At 62.5% G+C, this 19,886-nt stretch carries 21 protein-coding genes and 2 pseudogenes; 15 read left to right on the top strand and 8 right to left on the bottom strand.

The window, feature by feature from the left end:
• The first annotated feature begins 27 nt into the window (after positions 1-27).
• The 4 genes from AC0L16_RS05205 to AC0L16_RS05190 all read left to right on the top strand — a co-directional run bounded on the left by AC0L16_RS05205 (position 28) and on the right by AC0L16_RS05190 (position 4,346).
• A complete protein-coding gene (locus AC0L16_RS05205) occupies positions 28-1,407 on the top strand; it encodes an aminotransferase (protein WP_473619404.1) in 1,380 nt (459 codons plus the stop codon).
• A 168-nt stretch (positions 1,408-1,575) separates the two neighbouring features.
• Positions 1,576-2,688, top strand: a complete 1,113-nt coding sequence (locus tag AC0L16_RS05200) for an alcohol dehydrogenase family protein (RefSeq protein ID WP_473619402.1) — start codon at positions 1,576-1,578, stop codon at positions 2,686-2,688.
• A gap of 381 nt (positions 2,689-3,069) precedes the next feature.
• The gene (locus tag AC0L16_RS05195; RefSeq protein ID WP_473619400.1) at positions 3,070-3,237 is read left to right on the top strand and encodes a hypothetical protein; all 168 of its coding nucleotides are present in this window, start codon (positions 3,070-3,072) and stop codon (positions 3,235-3,237) included.
• Complete coding sequence (locus AC0L16_RS05190; protein ID WP_473619399.1) at positions 3,234-4,346, top strand: nucleotidyltransferase family protein; 1,113 nt, start codon at positions 3,234-3,236, stop codon at positions 4,344-4,346. Before AC0L16_RS05195 ends, AC0L16_RS05190 begins: the two co-directional genes overlap by 4 nt.
• A 68-nt stretch (positions 4,347-4,414) precedes the next feature.
• Here the strand turns inward: AC0L16_RS05190 and AC0L16_RS05185 are convergent, their stop codons facing one another.
• Positions 4,415-5,779 carry an aspartate aminotransferase family protein gene (locus tag AC0L16_RS05185; protein WP_473619398.1) on the bottom strand — a complete coding sequence of 455 codons (1,365 nt, stop codon included), beginning with the start codon at positions 5,777-5,779 and terminating at the stop codon, positions 4,415-4,417.
• Positions 5,780-6,053: 274 nt separating this feature from the next.
• Here AC0L16_RS05185 and AC0L16_RS05180 point away from each other — a divergent pair, with 274 nt between their 5' ends.
• The 4 genes from AC0L16_RS05180 to AC0L16_RS05165 all read left to right on the top strand — a co-directional run bounded on the left by AC0L16_RS05180 (position 6,054) and on the right by AC0L16_RS05165 (position 9,417).
• Positions 6,054-7,175: an NAD(P)/FAD-dependent oxidoreductase gene (locus tag AC0L16_RS05180; RefSeq protein ID WP_473619396.1), complete on the top strand. Its 1,122-nt coding sequence runs from the start codon at positions 6,054-6,056 to the stop codon at positions 7,173-7,175.
• Between the two features lie 115 nt (positions 7,176-7,290).
• Positions 7,291-7,509, top strand: coding sequence for a hypothetical protein (locus AC0L16_RS05175; RefSeq protein WP_473619395.1), 219 nt, complete (start codon positions 7,291-7,293; stop codon positions 7,507-7,509).
• Between the two features lie 154 nt (positions 7,510-7,663).
• Complete coding sequence (locus tag AC0L16_RS05170) at positions 7,664-8,110, top strand: hypothetical protein (protein ID WP_473619394.1); 447 nt, start codon at positions 7,664-7,666, stop codon at positions 8,108-8,110.
• A gap of 116 nt (positions 8,111-8,226) precedes the next feature.
• Entirely contained in the window at positions 8,227-9,417 is a 1,191-nt protein-coding gene (locus tag AC0L16_RS05165) for an NADH-quinone oxidoreductase subunit D (protein ID WP_473619393.1), read from the top strand.
• Positions 9,418-9,433: 16 nt separating this feature from the next.
• Here AC0L16_RS05165 and AC0L16_RS05160 read toward each other — a convergent pair whose 3' ends face one another.
• The gene (locus AC0L16_RS05160) at positions 9,434-10,186 is read right to left on the bottom strand and encodes a metallophosphoesterase family protein (protein WP_473619392.1); all 753 of its coding nucleotides are present in this window, start codon (positions 10,184-10,186) and stop codon (positions 9,434-9,436) included.
• Positions 10,179-10,991 (bottom strand): nucleotidyltransferase family protein, encoded by an 813-nt coding sequence (locus tag AC0L16_RS05155; RefSeq protein WP_473619391.1) that lies wholly within the window; start codon positions 10,989-10,991, stop codon positions 10,179-10,181. Before AC0L16_RS05155 ends, AC0L16_RS05160 begins: the two co-directional genes overlap by 8 nt.
• A 164-nt stretch (positions 10,992-11,155) precedes the next feature.
• Here AC0L16_RS05155 and AC0L16_RS05150 point away from each other — a divergent pair, with 164 nt between their 5' ends.
• On the top strand, positions 11,156-11,440 hold the full coding sequence (locus AC0L16_RS05150; RefSeq protein WP_473619389.1) for an acylphosphatase: 285 nt from the start codon (positions 11,156-11,158) through the stop codon (positions 11,438-11,440).
• A 232-nt stretch (positions 11,441-11,672) separates the two neighbouring features.
• Here the strand turns inward: AC0L16_RS05150 and AC0L16_RS05145 are convergent, their stop codons facing one another.
• Entirely contained in the window at positions 11,673-12,107 is a 435-nt protein-coding gene (locus tag AC0L16_RS05145; protein WP_254019787.1) for a hypothetical protein, read from the bottom strand.
• Between the two features lie 297 nt (positions 12,108-12,404).
• Between AC0L16_RS05145 and AC0L16_RS05140 the strand changes: the two genes are divergently transcribed.
• The 4 genes from AC0L16_RS05140 to AC0L16_RS05125 all read left to right on the top strand — a co-directional run bounded on the left by AC0L16_RS05140 (position 12,405) and on the right by AC0L16_RS05125 (position 15,259).
• Positions 12,405-12,584: a hypothetical protein gene (locus tag AC0L16_RS05140; protein ID WP_473619388.1), complete on the top strand. Its 180-nt coding sequence runs from the start codon at positions 12,405-12,407 to the stop codon at positions 12,582-12,584.
• Positions 12,585-12,864: 280 nt separating this feature from the next.
• The gene (locus AC0L16_RS05135) at positions 12,865-13,371 is read left to right on the top strand and encodes a hypothetical protein (RefSeq protein WP_473619387.1); all 507 of its coding nucleotides are present in this window, start codon (positions 12,865-12,867) and stop codon (positions 13,369-13,371) included.
• Positions 13,372-13,582: 211 nt separating this feature from the next.
• Complete coding sequence (locus tag AC0L16_RS05130) at positions 13,583-14,500, top strand: aldo/keto reductase (RefSeq protein ID WP_473619385.1); 918 nt, start codon at positions 13,583-13,585, stop codon at positions 14,498-14,500.
• Positions 14,501-14,602: 102 nt separating this feature from the next.
• Positions 14,603-15,259 carry a DUF6064 family protein gene (locus AC0L16_RS05125; protein ID WP_473619384.1) on the top strand — a complete coding sequence of 219 codons (657 nt, stop codon included), beginning with the start codon at positions 14,603-14,605 and terminating at the stop codon, positions 15,257-15,259.
• A gap of 193 nt (positions 15,260-15,452) precedes the next feature.
• Here AC0L16_RS05125 and AC0L16_RS05120 read toward each other — a convergent pair whose 3' ends face one another.
• From AC0L16_RS05120 to AC0L16_RS05110, 3 genes are read right to left on the bottom strand one after another with little or no spacing between them, the layout of a single operon-like run.
• Positions 15,453-16,094, bottom strand: a complete 642-nt coding sequence (locus AC0L16_RS05120; protein WP_473619383.1) for a LysE family translocator — start codon at positions 16,092-16,094, stop codon at positions 15,453-15,455.
• A gap of 23 nt (positions 16,095-16,117) precedes the next feature.
• Positions 16,118-17,047 carry a dihydrodipicolinate synthase family protein gene (locus AC0L16_RS05115; protein WP_473619382.1) on the bottom strand — a complete coding sequence of 310 codons (930 nt, stop codon included), beginning with the start codon at positions 17,045-17,047 and terminating at the stop codon, positions 16,118-16,120.
• Between the two features lie 11 nt (positions 17,048-17,058).
• Positions 17,059-17,613 carry a LysE family translocator gene (locus AC0L16_RS05110; protein WP_473619380.1) on the bottom strand — a complete coding sequence of 185 codons (555 nt, stop codon included), beginning with the start codon at positions 17,611-17,613 and terminating at the stop codon, positions 17,059-17,061.
• A gap of 293 nt (positions 17,614-17,906) precedes the next feature.
• Here AC0L16_RS05110 and pdxR point away from each other — a divergent pair, with 293 nt between their 5' ends.
• The gene (gene pdxR / locus AC0L16_RS05105; protein WP_473619379.1) at positions 17,907-19,358 is read left to right on the top strand and encodes a MocR-like pyridoxine biosynthesis transcription factor PdxR; all 1,452 of its coding nucleotides are present in this window, start codon (positions 17,907-17,909) and stop codon (positions 19,356-19,358) included.
• On the opposite strand, the pseudogene AC0L16_RS05100 reads toward pdxR, so the two are convergent.
• Positions 19,310-19,480 (bottom strand): annotated as a pseudogene (locus tag AC0L16_RS05100) (transposase domain-containing protein); the annotation flags it as partial. The gene pdxR and the pseudogene AC0L16_RS05100 sit on opposite strands and share 49 nt — an antisense overlap.
• Here AC0L16_RS05100 and AC0L16_RS05095 point away from each other — a divergent pair.
• Positions 19,481-19,700: pseudogene (locus AC0L16_RS05095) on the top strand (sugar-binding domain-containing protein); the annotation flags it as partial.
• Between the last annotated feature and the right edge of the window lie 186 nt (positions 19,701-19,886).

Here is a 19,886-nt window from a genome sequence, read left to right as displayed (position 1 = left end):
CCGGTCTTTTCCTCAGGAGTCAAAAAAATGCTCGACCAGTCCAACGAACTCGCCGCCTGGGACCGCGACCACTTCTTCCATCCCTCGACCCATATGGGCACGCATGCACGAGGTGAATCGCCGACCCGCATCATCGCCGGCGGCGAAGGCGTCACCATCTGGGACAATAACGGCCGCAAGAGCATCGATGCCTTCGCCGGGCTCTATTGCGTCAATGTCGGCTATGGCCGCCAGAAGATATCAGACGCCATCGCCGCCCAGGCCAAGAACCTTGCCTATTACCATGCCTATGTCGGCCACGGCACCGAGGCCTCGATCACGCTTTCCAAGATGATCATCGACCGGGCGCCGCAAGGCATGTCGAGGGTCTATTTCGGCCTCTCCGGCTCCGACGCCAACGAAACCAACATCAAGCTGATCTGGTACTACAACAACGTGCTCGGCCGTCCCGAGAAGAAGAAGATCATCTCACGCTGGCGCGGCTATCACGGCTCTGGTGTCATGACCGGATCGCTGACCGGGCTCGACCTGTTCCACAACGCCTTCGACCTGCCGCGTGCGCCGATCCTGCACACCGAGGCGCCCTACTATTTCCGCCGCGCCGACCGCTCGATGAGCGAGGAACAGTTCTCGCAATACTGCGCCGACAAGCTCGAAGAGATGATCCTGGCCGAAGGCCCGGACACGGTCGCCGCCTTCATCGGCGAGCCGATCCTCGGCACCGGCGGCATCGTGCCGCCGCCCGCTCTGTACTGGGAAAAGATCCAGGCGGTTCTGAACAAATACGATGTGCTGCTGGTCGCCGACGAAGTGGTCACCGGCTTCGGCCGGCTGGGCACCATGTTCGGCTCTGACCATTACGGCGTCAAGCCCGACCTGATCACCATCGCCAAGGGCCTCACCTCGGCCTGTGCGCCGCTGTCGGGCGTCATCGTCTCGGACAAGGTCTGGCAGGTGCTGGTCCAGGGTTCCGACAAACTCGGCAGCATAGGCCATGGCTGGACCTATTCGGCGCATCCGATCTGCGTCGCCGCCGGTGTCGCCAACCTGGAACTGATCGACGAGATGGACCTGGTGACCAACGCCGGCGAGACCGGCGCCTATTTCCGCGCCGAACTGGCGAAAGCCGTCGGCGGCCACAAACATGTCGGCGAGGTGCGCGGCGACGGCATGCTGGCGGCAATCGAATTCGTCGCCGACCGGGACGACCGCGTGTTCTTCGATGCCGCGCAAAAAATCGGGCCGCAGGTCGCGACCGCGCTTGCCGAGCGTGGCGTCATCGGCCGCGCCATGCCGCAGGGCGACATCCTCGGCTTCGCGCCGCCGCTGTGCCTGACGCGCGAAGAGGCCGACATCGTCGTGTCGAAGACCGCCGATGCGGTGAAGAGCGTGTTTGCCAATCTCTAATTGTCGATGGCTGGCGCTGCCCCTCATCCGCCTGCCGGCACCTTCTCCCCGTAAGGACGGGGAGAAGTGTCAAGCACCCAGCGCCGGCGCCCCCTCTCCCCGTTCTTCACGGGGAGAGGGTAAGGGTGAGGGGCAGCGCCAACCTGCAAATATCTGGAAGCAACATCGATGACCGCAAAACCCTCCCTCCCCGCCACTATGGCCGCCGTGCAGCTGACCGGTCACGGCGGGCCGGAAAAGCTCGTCTACCGCACCGATGTGAAAGTGCCCTCGCCCGCCCCGGGCGAGGTGCTGGTCAAGGTCACCGCTTGCGGCATGAACAACACCGACGTCTGGGTGCGACAGGGCGCCTACGGCACGGAGGAAGATGCTGCCTCGGTGTCGACCTGGCGGCGTCAGGGCAACACGCTGACTTTCCCGCGCATCCAGGGCGCCGACACGGTCGGCCACATTGTCGCCGTCGGCGATGGTGTCTCGCCGGACCGCATCGGCGAGCGGGTGATGGTCGACTTCTCCATCTACAACCGCGACGATGATTCACTCGCCGACATCGACTATATGGGCCACGGCCGCGACGGCGGCTATGCCGAGTACCAGGCCGTGCCGGCCGAAAATGCCCATGTCGTCGCTACCGACCTGACTGACGTCGAACTCGCCACTTTCTGCTGCGCTTACCTCACCGGCGAACAGATGCTGGTACGCGCCGCATTGAAGGCCGGCGAGCGCGCGCTGGTCACCGGCGCCTCGGGCGGCGTCGGCTCCGGTATCGTGCAGCTGGCGCGGGCGCGCGGCGCCATTCCTTATGCCGTCGTCGGCATGGGCAAGGAACAGGCGGTGCTCGACATCGGCGCCGAGGCGGTGATCACCCGTGGCGTCGCCGATCTGCCCGCAGCCGTCAACGACGCGACCGGCGGCCAGCCGATCGACGTGGTTGCCGACCTCGTCGGCGGTGCGATCTTCAATGACCTCCTGCGCATTCTTCGGCCCGAAGGCCGCTACACCACCGCCGGCGCGATTGCCGGCCCAGTCGTGCAGCTCGATCTGCGCACCATGTACCTCAAGCAATTACAGCTGCACGGCTCCAGCCAGGGCACGCGACACGATTTCCGCCGTATCGTCCGCTACATCGAGGAGAAGAAGATCCGGCCGCTGGTCGGCGGTGTCTACAAGCTCTCCGATTTCCACCGCGCCCAGGCGGATTTCATTGCCAAGGATTTTGTCGGCAAACTGGTGGTCGTTCCGGACGCCGTTGCGGACCTCCAACAAGATGAAGGGACCTAGTCCTGAAAGCGACTGTGGACGGTCGCTGTCGGCCGGCCTCCGGCCGCCATCTCCAACGCTGGCGATTAGCCGTAAGCCCCTGCGCCTTCGTCTTCCTAGGGCGAAGCAAGGAGCGAAGCGACGCGGCGCAGGCCCTAGGATCCATACTGTTACCTCAGCCGAAGAATGCAGCGGCTTAGAATAAAAGCGCTCTGTAGCGATCCTTCGCGCCCCCTCTGTCCTGCCACTCTTTGCCAAGACTCGGCATCTCCCCCACTTGGGGGGAGATCGGCAGCTTCGCGGACAGCGTCCTATTTCAAACTTGGTGGTTTGGCGCTTCGGGCCAATTACCGATCGTGGCGCCGCCTCCGAAGCTGCCGATCTCCCCCTGCGGAAGACTGGATGCCGCAGCAAAACCATTCTGATTTGGCTGAAAAACAAGGATTCCTGATCCTCTCCTGCGGCGTTATAAGTTTTTCGCAATTTTCTTATAACACCGCTTGCGTCGCTCGAGATCATGCCGTTATAAGAGAACCGCATTTTTCTTATAACTGGAGCCGCCTGATATGAAGACGGTCGACCTCGTTTACCGCACGATGTATGCGGACCTCGTCCAGCGATCCTTGGACGCAGCCTTCGAAACGGATTTCCCGACGACGGGCAACTTCGTCAAAGTGCCCGTCAAGGACAAGGTCTACTGGTATTTCGAGGAAACGCAGCCGACGAAGACGCGACGGTATGTCGGACCTGACAGCGATCCCGAGATTGCAAAACGCGTCAAATCCTTCCGTCAGATCAAGGACGATCTCCGCGCCCGCAGGAAGCTGGTATCCACGCTCGTGCGAGAGGCAGGGCTGACAGAACCCGAAAAGTTTACCGGGGATGTCGTCGAGGCGCTGGGGAAGGCTGGCATCTTCCGCTTGCGCGGCGTCCTGGTCGGCACGGTCGCCTTTCAGTCATACGCGGGCTATCTGGGCGTGAAGCTGCCCGGTGCAGCGTTGCAGACCAGCGATGCAGACTTCGCTCAATTCCATTCCGTGTCGGCCGCGGTCGAGGACAGCCTGCCGCCGATCCTCGAAATCTTGAGGGAGATCGACCCAACCTTCAGGGAAATCCCGCACAGATCGGATCCCGGACACGCGACGCAATTCGAGAACGCAGTTCGATACAAGATCGAGTTCCTTACGCCGAACACGGGCAGCGATGATTACGCCGATCATGCAAGCCCAATGCCGTCTTTGGGCGGTGCGTCCGCGCAGCCGCTTCGGTTTCTCGATTTTCTGATCCAAGAACCAATCAGAACCGTGCTGCTGCATCGATCGGGGGTGCCTGTCGTGGTGCCGTCGCCCGGACGATATGCGGTTCACAAGCTGATCGTCGCCTCGCGCCGACAGAACAACGCAAACGGCGTGGCCAAGCGGGAAAAGGATGTCCACCAGGCAGCACTCCTGGTCGAGGCGCTGGAAGCCACCCGTCGCCAGGACGATCTCGCCATTGCGTTTTCGGAAGCGTGGGCCAGGGGGAAGCATTGGCGTGAAGCGATACAAAAAGGACTTGGTTTGATACCCCAGAAACAGCGTGGCGACGTCGAGGCAACGATCGTCAACGCACTTTCAAGAATCGGCGAGGAACTGGAAGGATTCAGCGGCTCATCTGCGAAAACAAAGCAGGGAGACTAAACGGCAGCAACGGGTGTGGAGGGCGGCCTTCTGCCAGCCCCGCTTTGTAGGGCAAACGCGCGCGCCAATTACGGGACCTGCTTGACCGCGGCTTCAAGCGATCTTTCGAACGCGTCGATCATCTCATCGACCTGTGGCTCGGTGATGATCAGCGGCGGGCAGAAAGCCATCGCGTCGCCCATGTTGCGCGAGATGACGCCGTTCTGCTGCATGAAACCGTTGACCAGCCCGCCCAGCGCGCCGGCTGTCTCCCACGGCGTCTTGTTCGCCTTGTCGCCGACCAGTTCGACCGCCGCGATCAGGCCGACGCCGCGCACCTCGCCGACAAGCGGGTGCGAAGCGAGCTTGCGCAGCCGCTTCTGCATATGCGCCCCGACCGTGCGCGCATTGCCGACGAGATCGCGCTCCTCGATCAGCTTCAGGTTCTCCAACGCGACCGCGGCTGCAACGGGATGGCCGCCGCCGGTAAAGCCGTGGCCGAAAGTACCGATGCGATTGCTTTCGTCGGCAATCGGCTCGAAAACCTTCTCGTTGATCAGCAGGGCCGAGATCGGCAGGTAGGACGAAGAAATCTGCTTCGACAGCACCATGATGTCGGGCCTGATGCCGAAGGTCTGAGAGCCGAACATTTCGCCGGTTCGGCCAAAACCGCAGATCACTTCGTCGGCAACGAGCAGGATGTCGTATTTCGACAGCACCGCCTGGATCTTCTCCCAATAGCCGGCCGGCGGAACGATGACGCCGCCGGCACCCATGATCGGCTCGCCGAAAAAGGCGGCAATGGTTTCCGGTCCTTCGGCCAGGATCAGCTTTTCCAGATCGTCGGCTAACCGGCTCGAAAACCCTGCTTCGCTCTCATTTGGCAGCGCCTCGCGCCAATGGTGCGGCGTCGAGGTGTGAAGCACGTTAGCGATCGGCAGGTCGAAGGAAATGTGGTTGTTGGGCAGCCCGGTCAGGCTTGCCGCGGCAATGGTGACGCCGTGATAGCCGCGAATGCGGCTGATGATCTTCTTGCGCGCCGGCTGGCCGAGCGCATTCGACCGGTACCAGATCATCTTCATGGCCGTATCGTTGGCCTCGGAGCCGGAATTGGTGAAATACGCCTTGCTCATCGCCGGCGCCATCTGCACAAGCTTCTCGGCCAGATCGATCAGCGGCGAATGCGATTTGGAACCGAAGTCGTGATAGTAAGGCAACTTGGACATCTGGCGCACCGCCGCATCGACCAGCCGCTTCTCGGAGAAGCCGACGGCGACGCTCCAAAGCCCGGCCATCGCCTCGATATAGCGGTTGCCGGCGAGATCCTCGACATAGATGCCGTCGCCTTTCTCGATGACCAGCGGCCCTGCCTCTTCATGCTTGCGGGCATTGGTATAGCCGTGCATGTGGTAGCTGATGTCGCGGGCTTCGGGAGAATTCGGTCGAGCGTCCATGATGGCTCCTGTCGTGCATGCCGAGACGTGGGTCCTGCCGCCGTTCGGCGCGTCGGCAGGTCTCTTCTGGCACTAATGGTGTTTGGTGCATCTGTTTATTGTAAGGGAGTCAAGCCATTTCGGAGGGCTGGCGGATGGACGGAAGACATGCAAAATTTCAGCGCGAGGCTGCTAAACGCCGGAGCCTGCGCCAAGCCGGCCGTGCGCATTGCCGAGACGTGATCCCCGAACGGCTCACCAGCAGGCACAACAACAAGGCTGAGGTGGCCTGATCGTGGACCATGTCGACTGCATCGTCGCCGGCGCCGGCGTCATCGGCCTCGCGATCGCGCGAGAGACGGCGCGGCGCGGCATGGATACCCTGATCCTCGAGGCCGAGAACGCTATCGGCACCGGGACTAGTTCGCGCAATTCCGAGGTCATCCATGCCGGCATCTACTATCCGGCCGGGTCGCTGAAGGCCCGGCTCTGCGTGGCAGGCCGCCAAAAGCTCTACCGTTATTGCCAGGAGCGGGCGGTGCCGCATGCGCGCTGCGGCAAGCTCATCGTCGCCACGAATACCGAACAGGAGCCGGTGCTCGCTTCGATCCTGGCCAATGCCGCTGCTTGCGGCGCGGGCGATCTGGTGCCCTTGAGCGAGGCTGAGGCGCGCAGGCTGGAGCCGAAGCTGCGCTGCACGGCGGCGCTGCAGTCTCCCGCCACCGGCATCATCGACAGCCACGCCCTGATGCTGGCGCTGCTAGGCGACGCCGAGGAGCACGGCGCGGCGCTCAGCCTCAACACCCGCATCGTCTGCGGCCGCATCGAGGGCGAGCGCATCGTGCTCGACACGATCGACGGCCCCAGTGGCGGGCGCTTTGAAATCGCCACCACGAGCTTCATCAACGCCGCCGGGCTTGGCGCCACGGCACTTGCCGGCTCGATTGTCGGGTTCGACCGGCAATTCGTGCCAGGACTTCGCTATGCCAAGGGCAATTATTTTTCGGTCGCCGGCCGGGCGCCGTTCTCGCGGCTGGTCTATCCGGTGCCCGAACCCGGCGGGCTCGGCGTCCATCTGACGCTCGACCTCGACGGCGTCGCCCGCTTCGGGCCTGACGTCGAATGGACCGATCAACTCGACTATCGCGTCGAGCCAACGCGTGGCGAGCGCTTCTACGACGAGATCCGCAAATACTGGCCGGACCTGGCCGATGGCAGCCTGCAGCCGGCCTATAGCGGCATCCGGCCGAAGCTCTCCGGTCCCGGCGAAGCCAATGCCGACTTCGTCATCCAGGACGCGGCGGTTCACGGCGTCGGGAGCCTGGTCAATTTGTTCGGCATCGAAAGCCCCGGCCTGACCTCCAGCCTGGCGATCGCCGACCATGTCGCGCAGCGCCTCGCGCCGAACACAAGCTAGCCGAGGCGACATCGGCGAGCCCGCCCGCTGCCAAAAGCATAATCCCAGACGCCCGTAAGCCATCCATAAGCCGGGATCGCAGAACCTTGCTCCGTCGATCACCGGGGCCATCGATATGAAGATCCGTTTCGAAGCCATACCGAACCCAAGCTGCCGGTTCGAGATCTGGGACGATGAGACCGGCGAGCCTGGCGTCCATCACGATCGGCTGCTGACTTTCGCCTCGGCGAAGTCGGCGGCAAGGATCGCCGACTTCCTCAACGACGGCCACCGGCGCCGCGCCGGCGCCGCCGAATGGTGCGTTGCGGCCCGCGATCTCGGCTCGGGAGGATGATCGCCAGGCTGGCCCACCTCGCGGTGGTGGAGCTTCGCCGCTCCCTTTCCAACCCCGCCGACGGCCATCTCCATGACGGACGGGAACCATAACCCGGCACGATGGTTGAGTGGTCACCAAGTGATCCTCCTCGAGCAAAACGGAAACGGAAGGAATGATCATGCGCATGTTGACGACAATTGCCGCCCTTTCGGGGTTGGCTCTGGCGCAGCCGATCCACGCGCAATCCACCGACCCGCAGCTTCCCCAAATCGCACCCCCGGCCCCGGAAGCCCTGCCCGATCCAACCCTGCCTGACCAAACGCCGCCCGACCAAGCCTTGCCTGACCAAGCCTTGCCGGATCAGGATTTCGCCGATCAGAACTTTACTGGCATTGCCATCGTCGCCCTCGAGGATTTGCCTCCGGAACTCAAGACACAAGCCGAGGCCGTGATCACCCAGACCAGCGTTGAAGATCTGCTTACCTTGCAGAGCTCGATCGATGCGTCGCCGCAGGCAGCGACGGCGCTGGCGGCGAGCGGACTGGATTCCTCGCAGGTCGTCGCTGCCAACATCGATGGCGACGGCATGCTGACGCTGATCATCCAAACAACTACCTGATCGGCGGGCACTTGATTGGTGGGCACGTGATGGCGGGACCTGATCGGTGGTCGGGGCGTGGCGGACCGGAACCACCCGGCTTCGGCCCTGAAAACCCGGTACAGCGGAGCAGCGTCATGGCCGAAGCCGCAGTTCGCAACTTCACTCTCAACTTCGGGCCGCAGCATCCCTCTGCCCACGGCGTGCTGCGGCTGGTGCTCGAACTGGACGGCGAGGTCGTCGATCGCGCCGATCCTCATATCGGGCTGCTCCACCGCGGCACCGAAAAACTGATCGAGTACAAGAACTATCTGCAGGCCCTGCCCTATTTCGACCGGCTCGACTATGTCGCGCCGATGAACCAGGAGCATGCGTTCTGCCTCGCCGCCGAGAAGTTGTTGGAAATCTCGGTCCCGAAGCGCGGACAACTCATCCGTGTTCTGTTTTGCGAAATCGGCCGGCTTTTGTCGCATCTCCTCAACGTCACGACTCAGGCCATGGATATCGGCGCGCTGACCCCGCCGCTCTGGGGTTTTGCCGAGCGCGAGAAGCTGATGGTGTTTTACGAGCGCGCCTCCGGCGCCCGTATGCATGCGAATTATTTCAGGGTCGGCGGCGTGCACCAGGACCTGCCTCCGAAACTCTTGGACGATATCTGGAATTTCTGCGATCCGTTCCTCAAGGTCTGCGGCAACCTCGACGAGTTGCTCACCGAAAACCGCATCTTCAAGCAGCGCAATGTCGACATCGGCGCAATCGGGCTGGAGGACGCCTGGGCCTGGGGCTTCTCCGGCGTGATGGTGCGCGGGTCGGGCGCGGCGTGGGACTTGCGCAAGGCACAACCATATGAATGCTACCCCGAGATGGATTTCGACATTCCCATCGGCAAGAACGGGGACTGCTATGACCGCTATCTCGTCCGCATGGAGGAAATGCGCCAGTCGGTGCGGATCATGAAGCAATGCCTGGAGAAATTGCGATCGCCCGAAGGCCAAGGGCCGGTGGCAATTCCGAACCACAAGATCACGCCGCCGCCGCGGGCAACGATGAAACGCTCGATGGAAGCGACGATCCACCATTTCAAACTCTACACGGAGGGTGTTCGCGTGCCCGCCGGAGAGGTCTATGCCGCCGTGGAGGCGCCGAAGGGCGAGTTCGGCGTGTACCTGGTGTCAAATGGCAGCAATACTCCCTATCGGTGCAAGATCCGGGCGCCGTCCTTTGCCCATCTGCAGGCGATGGATTTTCTGTCGCGCGGGCACATGATCGCCGACGTCGCAGCGATCATCGGGTCGCTCGATATCGTGTTCGGCGAGATCGATCGCTGACGAGGCGCGGGGTGTTTCAGATTTCGAGCAGTGCGTAGGGACGGCCAGTCGGCTTCGCCACGTGCATGGCGACGTTATACACCGGGGCGCCGCCCGGCGTACGTCCTTCATAGACGCCGCGATGCGCGTGACCATGCACCACCGCGCTGACCTTGAAGCGGTCGATCGTCTCCGCCAGGCGCGACGAGCCCAGGAACGGAAAAATCTCCAATGGCTCGCCAGCGACCGTCTCGACCACCGGAGCGTAGTGCAGGACGACAAGCGTACGCTCGGTGCGAACCTGCCGCATTGCGTTTTCGAGCCGCATCGATTCGCTGACGCTTTCGGCGACCATCGCCTTGATCGCCGGCTCGCCGAAGGAGCCGAGCATGCGTGATCCAAAACCGCCGACGAAACCCTTCACGCCGACGAAGCCGACCTGCTTGATTTCCGTCGTCTGGCCATCGAGAAGATGGACGCCCGCCTGCCGAAGGATGTGGGCGACGTCCTCGACTGCACCGGATTCATAATCGTGATTGCCGAGCACGGCGACGACCGGGATTGCGCAGGCGCGCAAATCCTCCGCAAGGATTTCGGCCTCACGCGGCTTGCCGAGATTGGTAAGGTCGCCGGTGAGCACGAGGACGTCTGCTTCGCGCGAGACTTCGCCGAAGAGATCACGGCAGGAGGCCTGGGCGTCTTCCCGCACATGCAGGTCGCCGACAGCCGCAATCTTGACGGTGCCGCCGTTCCCAACCGTTGCCGTGGCAGCTTTGTTCCTCTCAGCCATCACGAAATTCTCCTGTTCCGCCGACGCCGGCAAAGCCCCATTCCTTGACGTCGATCTCGTAGTCGGTCGGCGAAAGCAGGCGCCCGCGGCAGATTTTCATCCGGGGAGTAGGCAACTCCCTCTGCTTGGCGAGCCGGTCAAGCAATTCGTCGAGCAGCCAGGCGGGAATGTGATCGCGCTCGCTCGGATAGATCCATCGAAAATTCAGAAGCTGCATCAGCAGCACCTCCCAGTGGACTTCGAGGTAGGAAAGCAGCCGGTGCCAATCGATCTGATCTTGCGCCTTGAGGATGGTGTGAGCGATGTCAGCGCCGTCATGGCGGCCTCTGTCCTGGATGAAGCATTTGGACCAGATAAGCTCGGTCGGACCGACGATCCGCACCCGGCTGCCTAGCAATTCGATTTGCCTTGCGTGCTCCAGCCACTCGTCGCTGACAGGCATGGTGCCGTTCGCCGATGCGAATATGACGTCAAAGAAATGCGTGCCCTTGAAGACCTTGCCGAGCCACCGGTCATCCAATATCTCGACCGCATAACCGGCCTGCTTGAAATGGGCGAGGATGCGGGCGTAATCGCCGGCCTTGCAGAAAATGTCGAGATCCTTCGTCTGGCGCGTGACGCCGGTGTAGGCGCTCACCGCGTAGGTGCCGGCGACAAGAAAGGGAATGTCCGTCGCGGCGAGTTCGCGGATCGCCTCGGTGTAGAAGACCTCGGCGTCGGCGTAGCGAAGCGTCGGCTCCGCTTTTGCGTCGATCGTCGGAACGGATGCCGGGATGGCGCCTCCCTTTGGAGAATCGTTGGTCATGAAATCGTGGCTCCGAAGCCCAGCACCCTGCAGCTGTCCGTCTTTAAACAAAGCCGCCGCCGCATGGTTCCGTTGCCGACATAATGCGTAAAATGTGATGGCGGAGCCTTTTTCGCCACTGGTGAGTTGAAGGTGGGAACAAACCAACTTCACGGAGGTGACCAATGGAGGACGGGCGCAAGGCGGTACGGGTCAGACTGAGTGGAAGGGTGCAGGGCGTCTCGTTTCGCGTGTGGACACGGATCGAGGCTGAGAGGCTCGGTCTGTCCGGATGGGTTCGCAATGAGGAGGATGGATCCGTAACGGCACTGATCGTCGGAGCCGAAGGCGCGGTTTCGACCATGATGAACCGGTTCTGGAAAGGGCCGACCGGAGCGTCGGTCTCCAGCGTGACATCCCAAGACGTCGATGCCGGCCAGGAGCCGAACGGATTCAGGATCATCGGCTAGAAAATGGGGTGCGGCCGTGCGGAAGCGGCCTATCGCCGCTACACGGCGCCAGCTGGCTGAAATCCGCTCATGCCTGTGGTGTCGAGCCTATGGTTCGAGCTTCGCCGATGGCGGATCGCCGCCGAAACGGCTTATCCGCTCATCAACGACCACTGATACGAGGCGTGGAAATCACTTCGCCGCCTCCATCACCCGAACTGCCGGCCCCTGGAGTGAATGCCGGCAGCGCGCGTCAATGCATGAATATTCCTCGCAGCCAGGCGAAGAAACCAAACCTCTCGGACATTGCCGCACGGACGCGAGAGGCAGCCCATCGCGCTCGTATCGTGGCGCCGACATGGCAATGGCAGACGATTTCGTGCAGCTGCCAGTCGGTCAGTTCGAAGAAGCGCCTGGCTTCGCCGTAGGTGTCATCTCTCAAGCCTTGCGCGCGAAAGATCGGGTCCTCGAAGGCAACCGTGAGAGGCGAGTCGTTGTAACGCATTTTCTCGCGTATCTCAGGAGACTTGTACTCGGTGCCCGTCAACGCTTCGAGACGTCGATCGGGATTTTTCTCCAGCAGTTTCGCCCAACGTTCGAGACGCTGGCTTCGAGTCGCTACGAGGTCTGTTGCTTCAGCGTGAACGTCGGCAACGGTATGCAGTTGGTCAAGTGTTTGGTGCTTCACGGCCGCCTCCTATTCAGCGGGTGAGTTCGTCCCACCCTGAAAGTGAAATTATGGCGCTCCACGACGCCGGCAAGGCCCTCATGGGCGGACCATTCGATCACTTTTCTGACGGCCCCGTCCGGCCACGAATGCCGATGCCTGCGGGATCATCGCAGGCTCGCGTCGGAACCATAGGCATGCGTGGTCGTTCTGCGTGCGTCAGCCCGCGTGAAAACCGATCGAAACGGGTGGCTTCAAAAATCCCAGCCGACCTCGGTGACCCGCCAAGGCAGAGTGCGAGCGGAAGGAAATCACACCATGGCCATTCTTCCCACTCCCGAACCAACGCCCACTCCCGCGCCCACCCCGCCGCCGTTTCCTGACCCGAAGCCGGTGCGTGAGCCGGACCCGGACAGACTTCCCGACGAAGCTCCTGTCCCCAATCCGGATGAAAATGATGCGCCGCTGAAAATCGCTCCTAAAACTCGTAGCATTTGACGGAGCGGAGACGCTCGTTCCAGATCGGCCAGTCCCGCATGGATGCCGGATGGTGTCGGCGCGCTGCGCGGCCGAATGCCCATCGTTGCGGGCATCAGATCGATATCTGCGGCGAAAGCGAATTCCGAGGGTCGCCCACGATAGCGGCGCGTGCGCGTCGGGCGCCGTCAGCTCAAGGTCGGCCGGGCGACAAACGACATCGTGAAGTTGTGCAGGTTGACTCGCTTGTGGGCTGGCTTAACTAGATCTCGGGGCCCAGCGCAAATTCACCACAGTCGGTATGATATCTCCTCGCATCCGAACGCTCGTCTTTCTTCTTGTTCTTTCCGCCGGCGGTTCGATCCTGTCCTCCTGCGTCGCGCCCGACGACACGTCGAATGCGACCAAGGAAGACGCTACAGCGGCAGCAGCCCGCAAGGAAATGGTCGGGCTAAGCGAGGCGGACGTGCGAATGTGCGCCGGCTTTCCGACTGCCACCGCCGATGCCGGCGGATCAGGCCAGATCTGGACCTATCAGCGTACCGTTCGACGTGGCAATCTCAACGTCGTGATTCCAACTTTGGCGGTGGGTGCGATCCCGGCGGTTGGAGGATCGCTCAATGTCGATCCCGGCGGCTACTGCAACACGCAAATTCGAATCGTCGACGGCCATGTTGCCGAGGTGGCCTATGCCGGCGACAACAATCTGCCGAACCACCGCGATGCGCTCTGCGTCAGCACGGTAGACGGCTGCGTGGCATATGCCCGCCAGCGCCATCAAGTCAGGACAGGGGCCAGCCCCAGGTAATCGGGTCCAGGTAATCGGGATCCAGGTGATCGGTTCCAGGTAATCGGGCTCACTGGCGCAACCCAGGCCCTGCAGCATTCGTTCCTATTTCAGGCAGACGTTCTATATCCGAACCGTCGCCAGAGACGACCACTCCCCGCCGATCGGCCTCGCGGCGGCCGGTAGCCCGGAACCATTCTCGTGGTCGGGAGTACATGGAGTACAGCAGACTATGATCATCACCCGCAGGACATTCGTTAAGGCTGCCGCCGCTTCCGGCGCGGCTCTGGTGTTGCCGGGAACCGCGCGCGGCGCGCCGCCCGCGCCGGTGATGCGGGCCGTGCCCTCCTCGGGAGAGATGCTTCCCGCAGTAGGATTGGGCACCTGGATCACCTTCAATGTCGGCGACGATCCGGTGCTGCGCGACGAGTGCGCCGAGGTGATGGCGGCCTTCTTCGCGGCAGGCGGCCGCATGATCGATTCCTCGCCGATGTACGGCTCCTCGCAGCCGGTGATCGGCTATGGCCTCGAGAAGCTCGGCCGGCCCGAAGCGCTGTTTTCCGCCGAGAAGATCTGGACCTCCTCCGCCGCCGACGGACCCGCGCAGATCGAGCAGTCGCGCCGGTTCTGGGGTGTGCCGCGCTTGGATCTCGTTCAGGTCCACAACCTCGTCGCCTGGGAGACACATCTCGAAACCCTGTTCGCCATGAAGGCGGACGGGCGGATCCGCTATGTCGGCATCACGACGTCCGAAGGACGGCGGCACGATTTGTTCGTACAGATCATGCGCGCGCATCCGCTCGACTTCGTGCAGCTCACCTATAACGTCGTCGACCGTGAAGCGGAGGAACGGCTGCTGCCGCTGGCGGCCGAGCGCCGCATGGCTGTCATCGTCAACCGGCCGTTTCGGCAAGGCGCGCTGACGCGTCAGCTCCAAGGCGAGGCGCTGCCGGACTGGGCGGCCGAGATCGGTGCCAGGACCTGGGCGCAGTTCATACTGAAATTCATCGTTTCGCATCCCTCCGTCACCGTCGCCATCCCCGCCACCACCCGCGTCGACCACGTGCGCGAGAACCTGATGGCGGCGACCGGTCCCCTCCCCGACGCGGCCATGCGCGAGCGGATGGCCGCCTACGTCCGGGACCTCTAAGCAGGCATTCGTGGGCTGGCCCACGAATGCCTGTTTGGATTCTGTTGTTTGTCGCAGATTCTTGCCGCAAAACCGTGGGACACTTTTGCGGAACCTGCTTAGATGTCGGAATGGTGGACCTACCGGCCGGAGGATTTCCTGCTCTTCTCGCCGCGCGTCTACTGGCGCATGTTCGAGTTGGCCAATGCCGCATTCCGGCCGCTGCATCTCCTGACGCTCGCCGCCGGCCTCGCCATTGTCCTGCTCGTGCTTAGACGGCCGCGTTATAGTCTGTGGATTGCGCTCGTCCTCGCCGCGCTCTTTGCCTTCGTCGGCTGGTCCTTCCTGTGGAGCCGCTATGCCGCGATCAACTGGGCAATCGCCTATGTCGCGCCAGCCTTCGGCCTGCAGGCGCTGCTGCTGGCGTTCGGCGGTGCGCGCGGCCTCGCCTTTGACCGGCGGGACCTCGCAGCAAGGCTCGGGCTGCTGATCGCGGTCGTTGGCCTCGTCGTTTATCCCCTCCTGCCGCCGCTCTTCGGGCGGCCATGGGCGAGCGCCGAGGTCTTCGGCATCGCGCCAGACCCGACGGCGATCGCGGCGCTCGGCGTCCTGCTTGCGGCGAGCAGCGGGCTTGTGCCGCTGCTGTTGGCGATCCCGCTGCTGTGGCTGCTGCTCAGCGGCCTGACGCTCCATGCCATGGGCGATCCACAAGCCTGGCTGCCGCTTCTGGCAGCGGCCACCATTCTCGCTGCCTTGACCCTGCGCCGCATCACTCGGTGATGCCGGCACGATCGAGAAAATCAGCTCTCGATCGGTTGAGGGACATCGGTCATGCCGAGGCGCCCGCGCCTGCGCTTGAGGTCAAGGCAGGTCTGGTCACGAACTTGATGTCGATGAGGTAAGTGAATTCGGCCGTCATCGCGGGTCCGGCCAGGCCAGCGGTCGTCATGCACTTTTGCTCCTTCTCACAAGCTCAAGCAACCGGGCGCTTCGCCAGCAGCAGCCCACATCCAAGCATGATCATGGCACCGCCCGAGCCTTCACGAAGACGGCGAACGAGATTCGCACGGGACGCCGCGCCGTCGCGGAGTCTTCCGGCTGCAAACGCCACGACAATATCGGCGAGCGTGTTAAGGGCAACCGAGATGGCGCCGAGGATCAGGAACTGCAGAACAACATGATCCGACGATGTATCGACAAACTGGGGAATGAAGGCGAGGAAGAATGCGGCCGTCTTCGGGTTCATCACTTCGACAAGAACGCCATCCCTGAAGGCCCGCATCGTGCCGACGGGCGGCTCCGAATGACCCGGCGACCTGTAGTCGAGCCTGGCATGGCGAATGGTTCGGTATCCCATCCAGACCAGATAGAGCGCGCCGACCACCTTGAGTGCCGTGAACAATTCGGCGCTTGCCAGCACGATCGCCGAGACGCCAAGGCTGCCGGCTACGACATGAAACAGCCCGCCGAGACCATTGCCAAGGCTCGAAGCGATTCCTTCCGAGCGACCGCCGGAAAGGGTTCGGACGGCGACATAGAAGATCCCCGGACCCGGAGTAATCGCCAGCAGCAATGCCGTGAACAGGTAGACGGTGAAGGCGTTGGAATCCAGCATGGAAATGTCCTGATGAAGACTGTCTATCGAGGTTCAATACAAACTGTGGAACCAGTGGAGAAAACCGTATCGAGATGGTCGAGAGCGGCGGCGACGCGCTGCCGTGCCTGGTCCTTCAATGGCAGGACGGGGCGTGGCGGGTCGACGTCGCAGAGGTTCAGCAGCCTGGCGATGACATACATCACCCTAAAACTGCCGAATTCCTTGAACAGCGCCCAAAGCGGTTCGAATGCCGCGTCAAGTCGCTCGACGGCCGCAGCGTCCCCGGCTTGCGCCGCTCGCGCCAGGGCCAGGGCCGGTGACGGCAGAAGTCCTGCGACGACGGAAAACCAGGCGTCGCTCCCGGCGAGCAGCGCAGGCGCCCCGCCCCAGTCGCCGCTGTAGCCGATCTTGAACGCCGACCCGGTCGCAGACCGGAGGGAGGCGAGTTCGGACGCGACGTCACCACCGGACGGCAAAGGCATCTTCACGGCTTCGATGTTCGCCACCTTCGACAAGCGGGAAATCAGGTCCAGGCTGAAGGTGAACCTGGTCGTGCCGGGATTGTTGTAGATGCAAAGCGGGAGTTGCCCCGCATCGGCGACTGCGGCGAAGTGTTCGAAGACCTCGTCGTCGAAGAGCGGCGTATAGGAAACCGGAGCCAGAAGCAGGCCATCGGCGCCGGCAGCCTTCGCGTCACCGGCAAGGTCCACGGCATCGCTGGTCCGGATCGCTCCGACGCCGACCATAACCGGGATTTTGCCGCCGACCGTGTCCATTGCCGTTTCGACCGCGCGTCGACGCTCTTCTCGCGTGAGGAAAGCGTAGGCGCCGGTACTGCCGAGCAGTCCGATGGAGTCCGCTCTCGCCTCCTCGATGTTCTTCAGAAGGCGCGCGAGGGCGGCGGTGTCGAGCCTGCCGGAAGCGTCCGCCGGGGTGATCGGGAATGCTGAAAGGCCTTGGAAGAGTGACATGAAGAAACCTTTCAGATGCGGGTCAGGAGAAGTTTTAGCCCGGCAAATCCGAAGAATACCGCCAGCGTGCCTTCGATCCAGCGCCGCGCCCGCCGATACAGGGCGATCACGGGAGCGGTCGAAAAGACGATCGCGTAGCCACAGAAGATGGTGACGCTCAGCACCGCGCAGCCTGCGAGGATCACCAGAACCGTATGCGACGACGACCCAGGGCCGAGTCCCAGCGTCATCAGCGCGACCCATGCCAGGATCGATTTCGGATTGGTGAGATGCATTAGCAGTCCGCGCTTGTAGAGAGTGGCCGCCGTCGCCTTCCGTTCGTTGCTCGGGCGATGCTGATCCTTGTCTGAAGAAAGCGCAGCCTTGCCTGCTTTGAAGGCGAGATAGAGAAGATACAGGCCTCCGAGCACCTGCAGGACCACGAGTGCCTGCGCGTATCGGCTGAGGATCGCCGAGACACCTGTCGCCGCCATCAGGCCCCAAAAGATCGAGCCGCTGACGACGCCAGACGCGATTGCCAGTGCGGCTCCGCGGCCGTCGTTCATGGCGACAGCCATGATGCGCATATTGCTCGGGCCGGGACTGCCGGCAGCGATGACGTAGGCGGTAAGACGATGATGAATTGGTCGGCCAGCATTTTACTTCTCGGGAGGTGCAAACTGGCGTCATCAATACCCGCACAACTGGCCCTGTCCTAGAACCAGTTTTGAATAAAAAGCTCTGGTCCAGTTGCCCTCAGGCCTTTGCCTGACTGAGTTTTCCCGGTAATGCCTGGATCAACGAAACGTCTTCATTTGGGGTAATCGCGATGGTCCAGTCCCGCAAGCAGAATTCGTCGGGAAATTCGTCGTCGTCGGGATTGGGCGCGCGCGGGATCTATGAGAACCTGCGGGAACAGATCGTGGCGCAGGTGTACGGCCGCGGAGACGTGCTTCCGTCGGCTCGTGCGCTGGCGGTCGAGCTTGGCGTCTCACGAACGACTGTGACGTCCGCTTACGAACAGCTCGCCGCCGAGGGGTTTGTGGTCATTCGACATGGCGCCCGGCCACGGGTGGCCATCAAGATCACGTACAACGAGCCGGGAGACCTCGTTCATACAGCCGCAGAGCCACACAGCCTCTCCGCTTTCGGAGAAAGGCTTCGATCCCGAGCCATCCCGATGCGGGTTGCGTCGGAGAAGCTCGTCGCCGACTTCCGCTACGGCGACATGTCGGCCTCTGACTTCCCGACCCTTGCCTGGCGAAAGGCCATGAACGACGCTGCGCTGGGACGGCCGCCCAAGCTGTCCTATGGCGACCCCTGTGGCTTGATCCGCCTGCGTAGCGCCCTGCAGGGCTATCTATGGCGAGCGCGCAGCATCCGGTGCGAGGTGGGCGAGATCGTCGTCGTCAACGGCTCTCAGCAGGGACTGGATCTCTGCGCCCGCCTGCTTCTCGATGAGGGCGACGGCTTCGCCATCGAAGAGCCCTGCTACCCGATGGCACGGAGCGTCTTCGAGATGACAGGAGCCATCGCCGCCCCGGTGGAGGTCGACGCCGAAGGCATCAGGGCGGACTTGTTGGCGGATGTTGGCGCGCGGCTGGCTTACGTCACGCCTTCACATCAGTTTCCCCTGGGAAGCGTAATGTCGATGGGTCGACGCCAGCAACTGCTAGGATGGGCGAAAGAGAACAGGGCCTACATCGTCGAGGACGACTACGACAGCGAATATCGATTCGACATGAACCCGATACCGCCGCTTCGCGCGCTGGGAGGCGCGTCGAACGTCATCTATATCGGTACGGTTTCGAAGACACTGTCGCCGTTGCTGCGGATCGGCTACGTCGTCGTTCCGCGTGAGTTGCAGGAGGTTTTTGCCCATGCCAAGCGCCTGACGGACAGGCATGCCCCCAGCCTCGAACAGGAGGCGCTCGCGACCCTGGTGGAATCCGGCGCCTACGAAGGCCATGTGCGCAAGGCCCGGCGTCAAAATGCCCGCCGACGTGCAGCGCTGCTCGACGCTCTGCAGGCTGAATTCCGCAATCTCGTTCGGGTCGAAGGCGCGCAGGCCGGTCTGCACGTCGTCGTCTGGTTCCGCGACATGCCGCCCTCTATGGCGGCATCATTCATCGAGAAAGCCGCCTCGCTCGGAATCGGCATCCACTCCATTTCGCCTCATTATTTCGATCAGACATTGGATCGGAGGTGCCTCGGCCTGGTGATGGGATACGCAAGTCTTACCGAAAGCCAAATCCACAGAGGACTAAAGCTCCTTCGACGCGCTTACGAGGATGCAATAAGCTGCTGCGACGTGAGCGTTGCGGTCAGGTAGGCCAGTGGATCGACACCATTAAGCTTGCAGGTTTCGACGAGCGCGGCGATGGTGGCCCAGTTTTTTGCTCCAGTGTCGTGCCCCGCAAACAGCGCGTTTTTCCGGTTGAGTTCTATTGGCCGGGCCGCTATCCCGATGCCGACGGCAAGCCTGTCGACCACACTCTCAACCGGCCAGGTGCTTTCGCCGGAGCTCGACGACTACCGCAATATTCCCTGCCGTATCATCGCCTCAGGCGGGACGCACAAACGTGCCATTCTTGTAGCTGTGGCGCGGGCCGGGTTGGCGACGGTCGTCGTAACGGATGCTGACAGCGCAAAAGCCATGCTTGAGCGCCGCTAGTGGTAGAAATCTGGCGCTTGGTACCCGATACGGATTACCTGTTCCGACCCTAAGCGGAAGCTCGGTCGCCCCCAGCTGAATTCACGCCCATGACCCAACCCTGACATTCCCTTGGGTAGATGGGAAGGTCAGGAGAGGGTCGAACCTTCGCATTCGCGAAAGGCAAAAGTGAGCTTCCAAAGTACC

Source organism: Mesorhizobium sp. WSM4848 (assembly GCF_055811375.1).
The sequence above is the reverse complement of the archived record's forward strand: the minus strand, read 5'-3'. Positions and strand labels throughout refer to the sequence as shown.

Coding starts and splice junctions, on each gene's coding strand:
- AC0L16_RS05125 (WP_473619384.1), top strand. CDS start 14,603: ATGTCGGAATGGTGGACCTACCGGCCGGAGGATTTCCTGCTCTTCTCG.
- AC0L16_RS05150 (WP_473619389.1), top strand. CDS start 11,156: ATGGAGGACGGGCGCAAGGCGGTACGGGTCAGACTGAGTGGAAGGGTG.
- AC0L16_RS05140 (WP_473619388.1), top strand. CDS start 12,405: ATGGCCATTCTTCCCACTCCCGAACCAACGCCCACTCCCGCGCCCACC.
- AC0L16_RS05185 (WP_473619398.1), bottom strand. CDS start 5,779: ATGGACGCTCGACCGAATTCTCCCGAAGCCCGCGACATCAGCTACCAC.
- AC0L16_RS05110 (WP_473619380.1), bottom strand. CDS start 17,613: ATGCGCATCATGGCTGTCGCCATGAACGACGGCCGCGGAGCCGCACTG.
- AC0L16_RS05165 (WP_473619393.1), top strand. CDS start 8,227: ATGGCCGAAGCCGCAGTTCGCAACTTCACTCTCAACTTCGGGCCGCAG.
- AC0L16_RS05205 (WP_473619404.1), top strand. CDS start 28: ATGCTCGACCAGTCCAACGAACTCGCCGCCTGGGACCGCGACCACTTC.
- AC0L16_RS05195 (WP_473619400.1), top strand. CDS start 3,070: ATGCCGCAGCAAAACCATTCTGATTTGGCTGAAAAACAAGGATTCCTG.
- AC0L16_RS05155 (WP_473619391.1), bottom strand. CDS start 10,991: ATGACCAACGATTCTCCAAAGGGAGGCGCCATCCCGGCATCCGTTCCG.
- AC0L16_RS05135 (WP_473619387.1), top strand. CDS start 12,865: ATGATATCTCCTCGCATCCGAACGCTCGTCTTTCTTCTTGTTCTTTCC.
- AC0L16_RS05160 (WP_473619392.1), bottom strand. CDS start 10,186: ATGGCTGAGAGGAACAAAGCTGCCACGGCAACGGTTGGGAACGGCGGC.
- AC0L16_RS05130 (WP_473619385.1), top strand. CDS start 13,583: ATGATCATCACCCGCAGGACATTCGTTAAGGCTGCCGCCGCTTCCGGC.
- AC0L16_RS05175 (WP_473619395.1), top strand. CDS start 7,291: ATGAAGATCCGTTTCGAAGCCATACCGAACCCAAGCTGCCGGTTCGAG.
- AC0L16_RS05115 (WP_473619382.1), bottom strand. CDS start 17,047: ATGTCACTCTTCCAAGGCCTTTCAGCATTCCCGATCACCCCGGCGGAC.
- AC0L16_RS05190 (WP_473619399.1), top strand. CDS start 3,234: ATGAAGACGGTCGACCTCGTTTACCGCACGATGTATGCGGACCTCGTC.
- AC0L16_RS05170 (WP_473619394.1), top strand. CDS start 7,664: ATGATCATGCGCATGTTGACGACAATTGCCGCCCTTTCGGGGTTGGCT.
- AC0L16_RS05120 (WP_473619383.1), bottom strand. CDS start 16,094: ATGCTGGATTCCAACGCCTTCACCGTCTACCTGTTCACGGCATTGCTG.
- AC0L16_RS05200 (WP_473619402.1), top strand. CDS start 1,576: ATGACCGCAAAACCCTCCCTCCCCGCCACTATGGCCGCCGTGCAGCTG.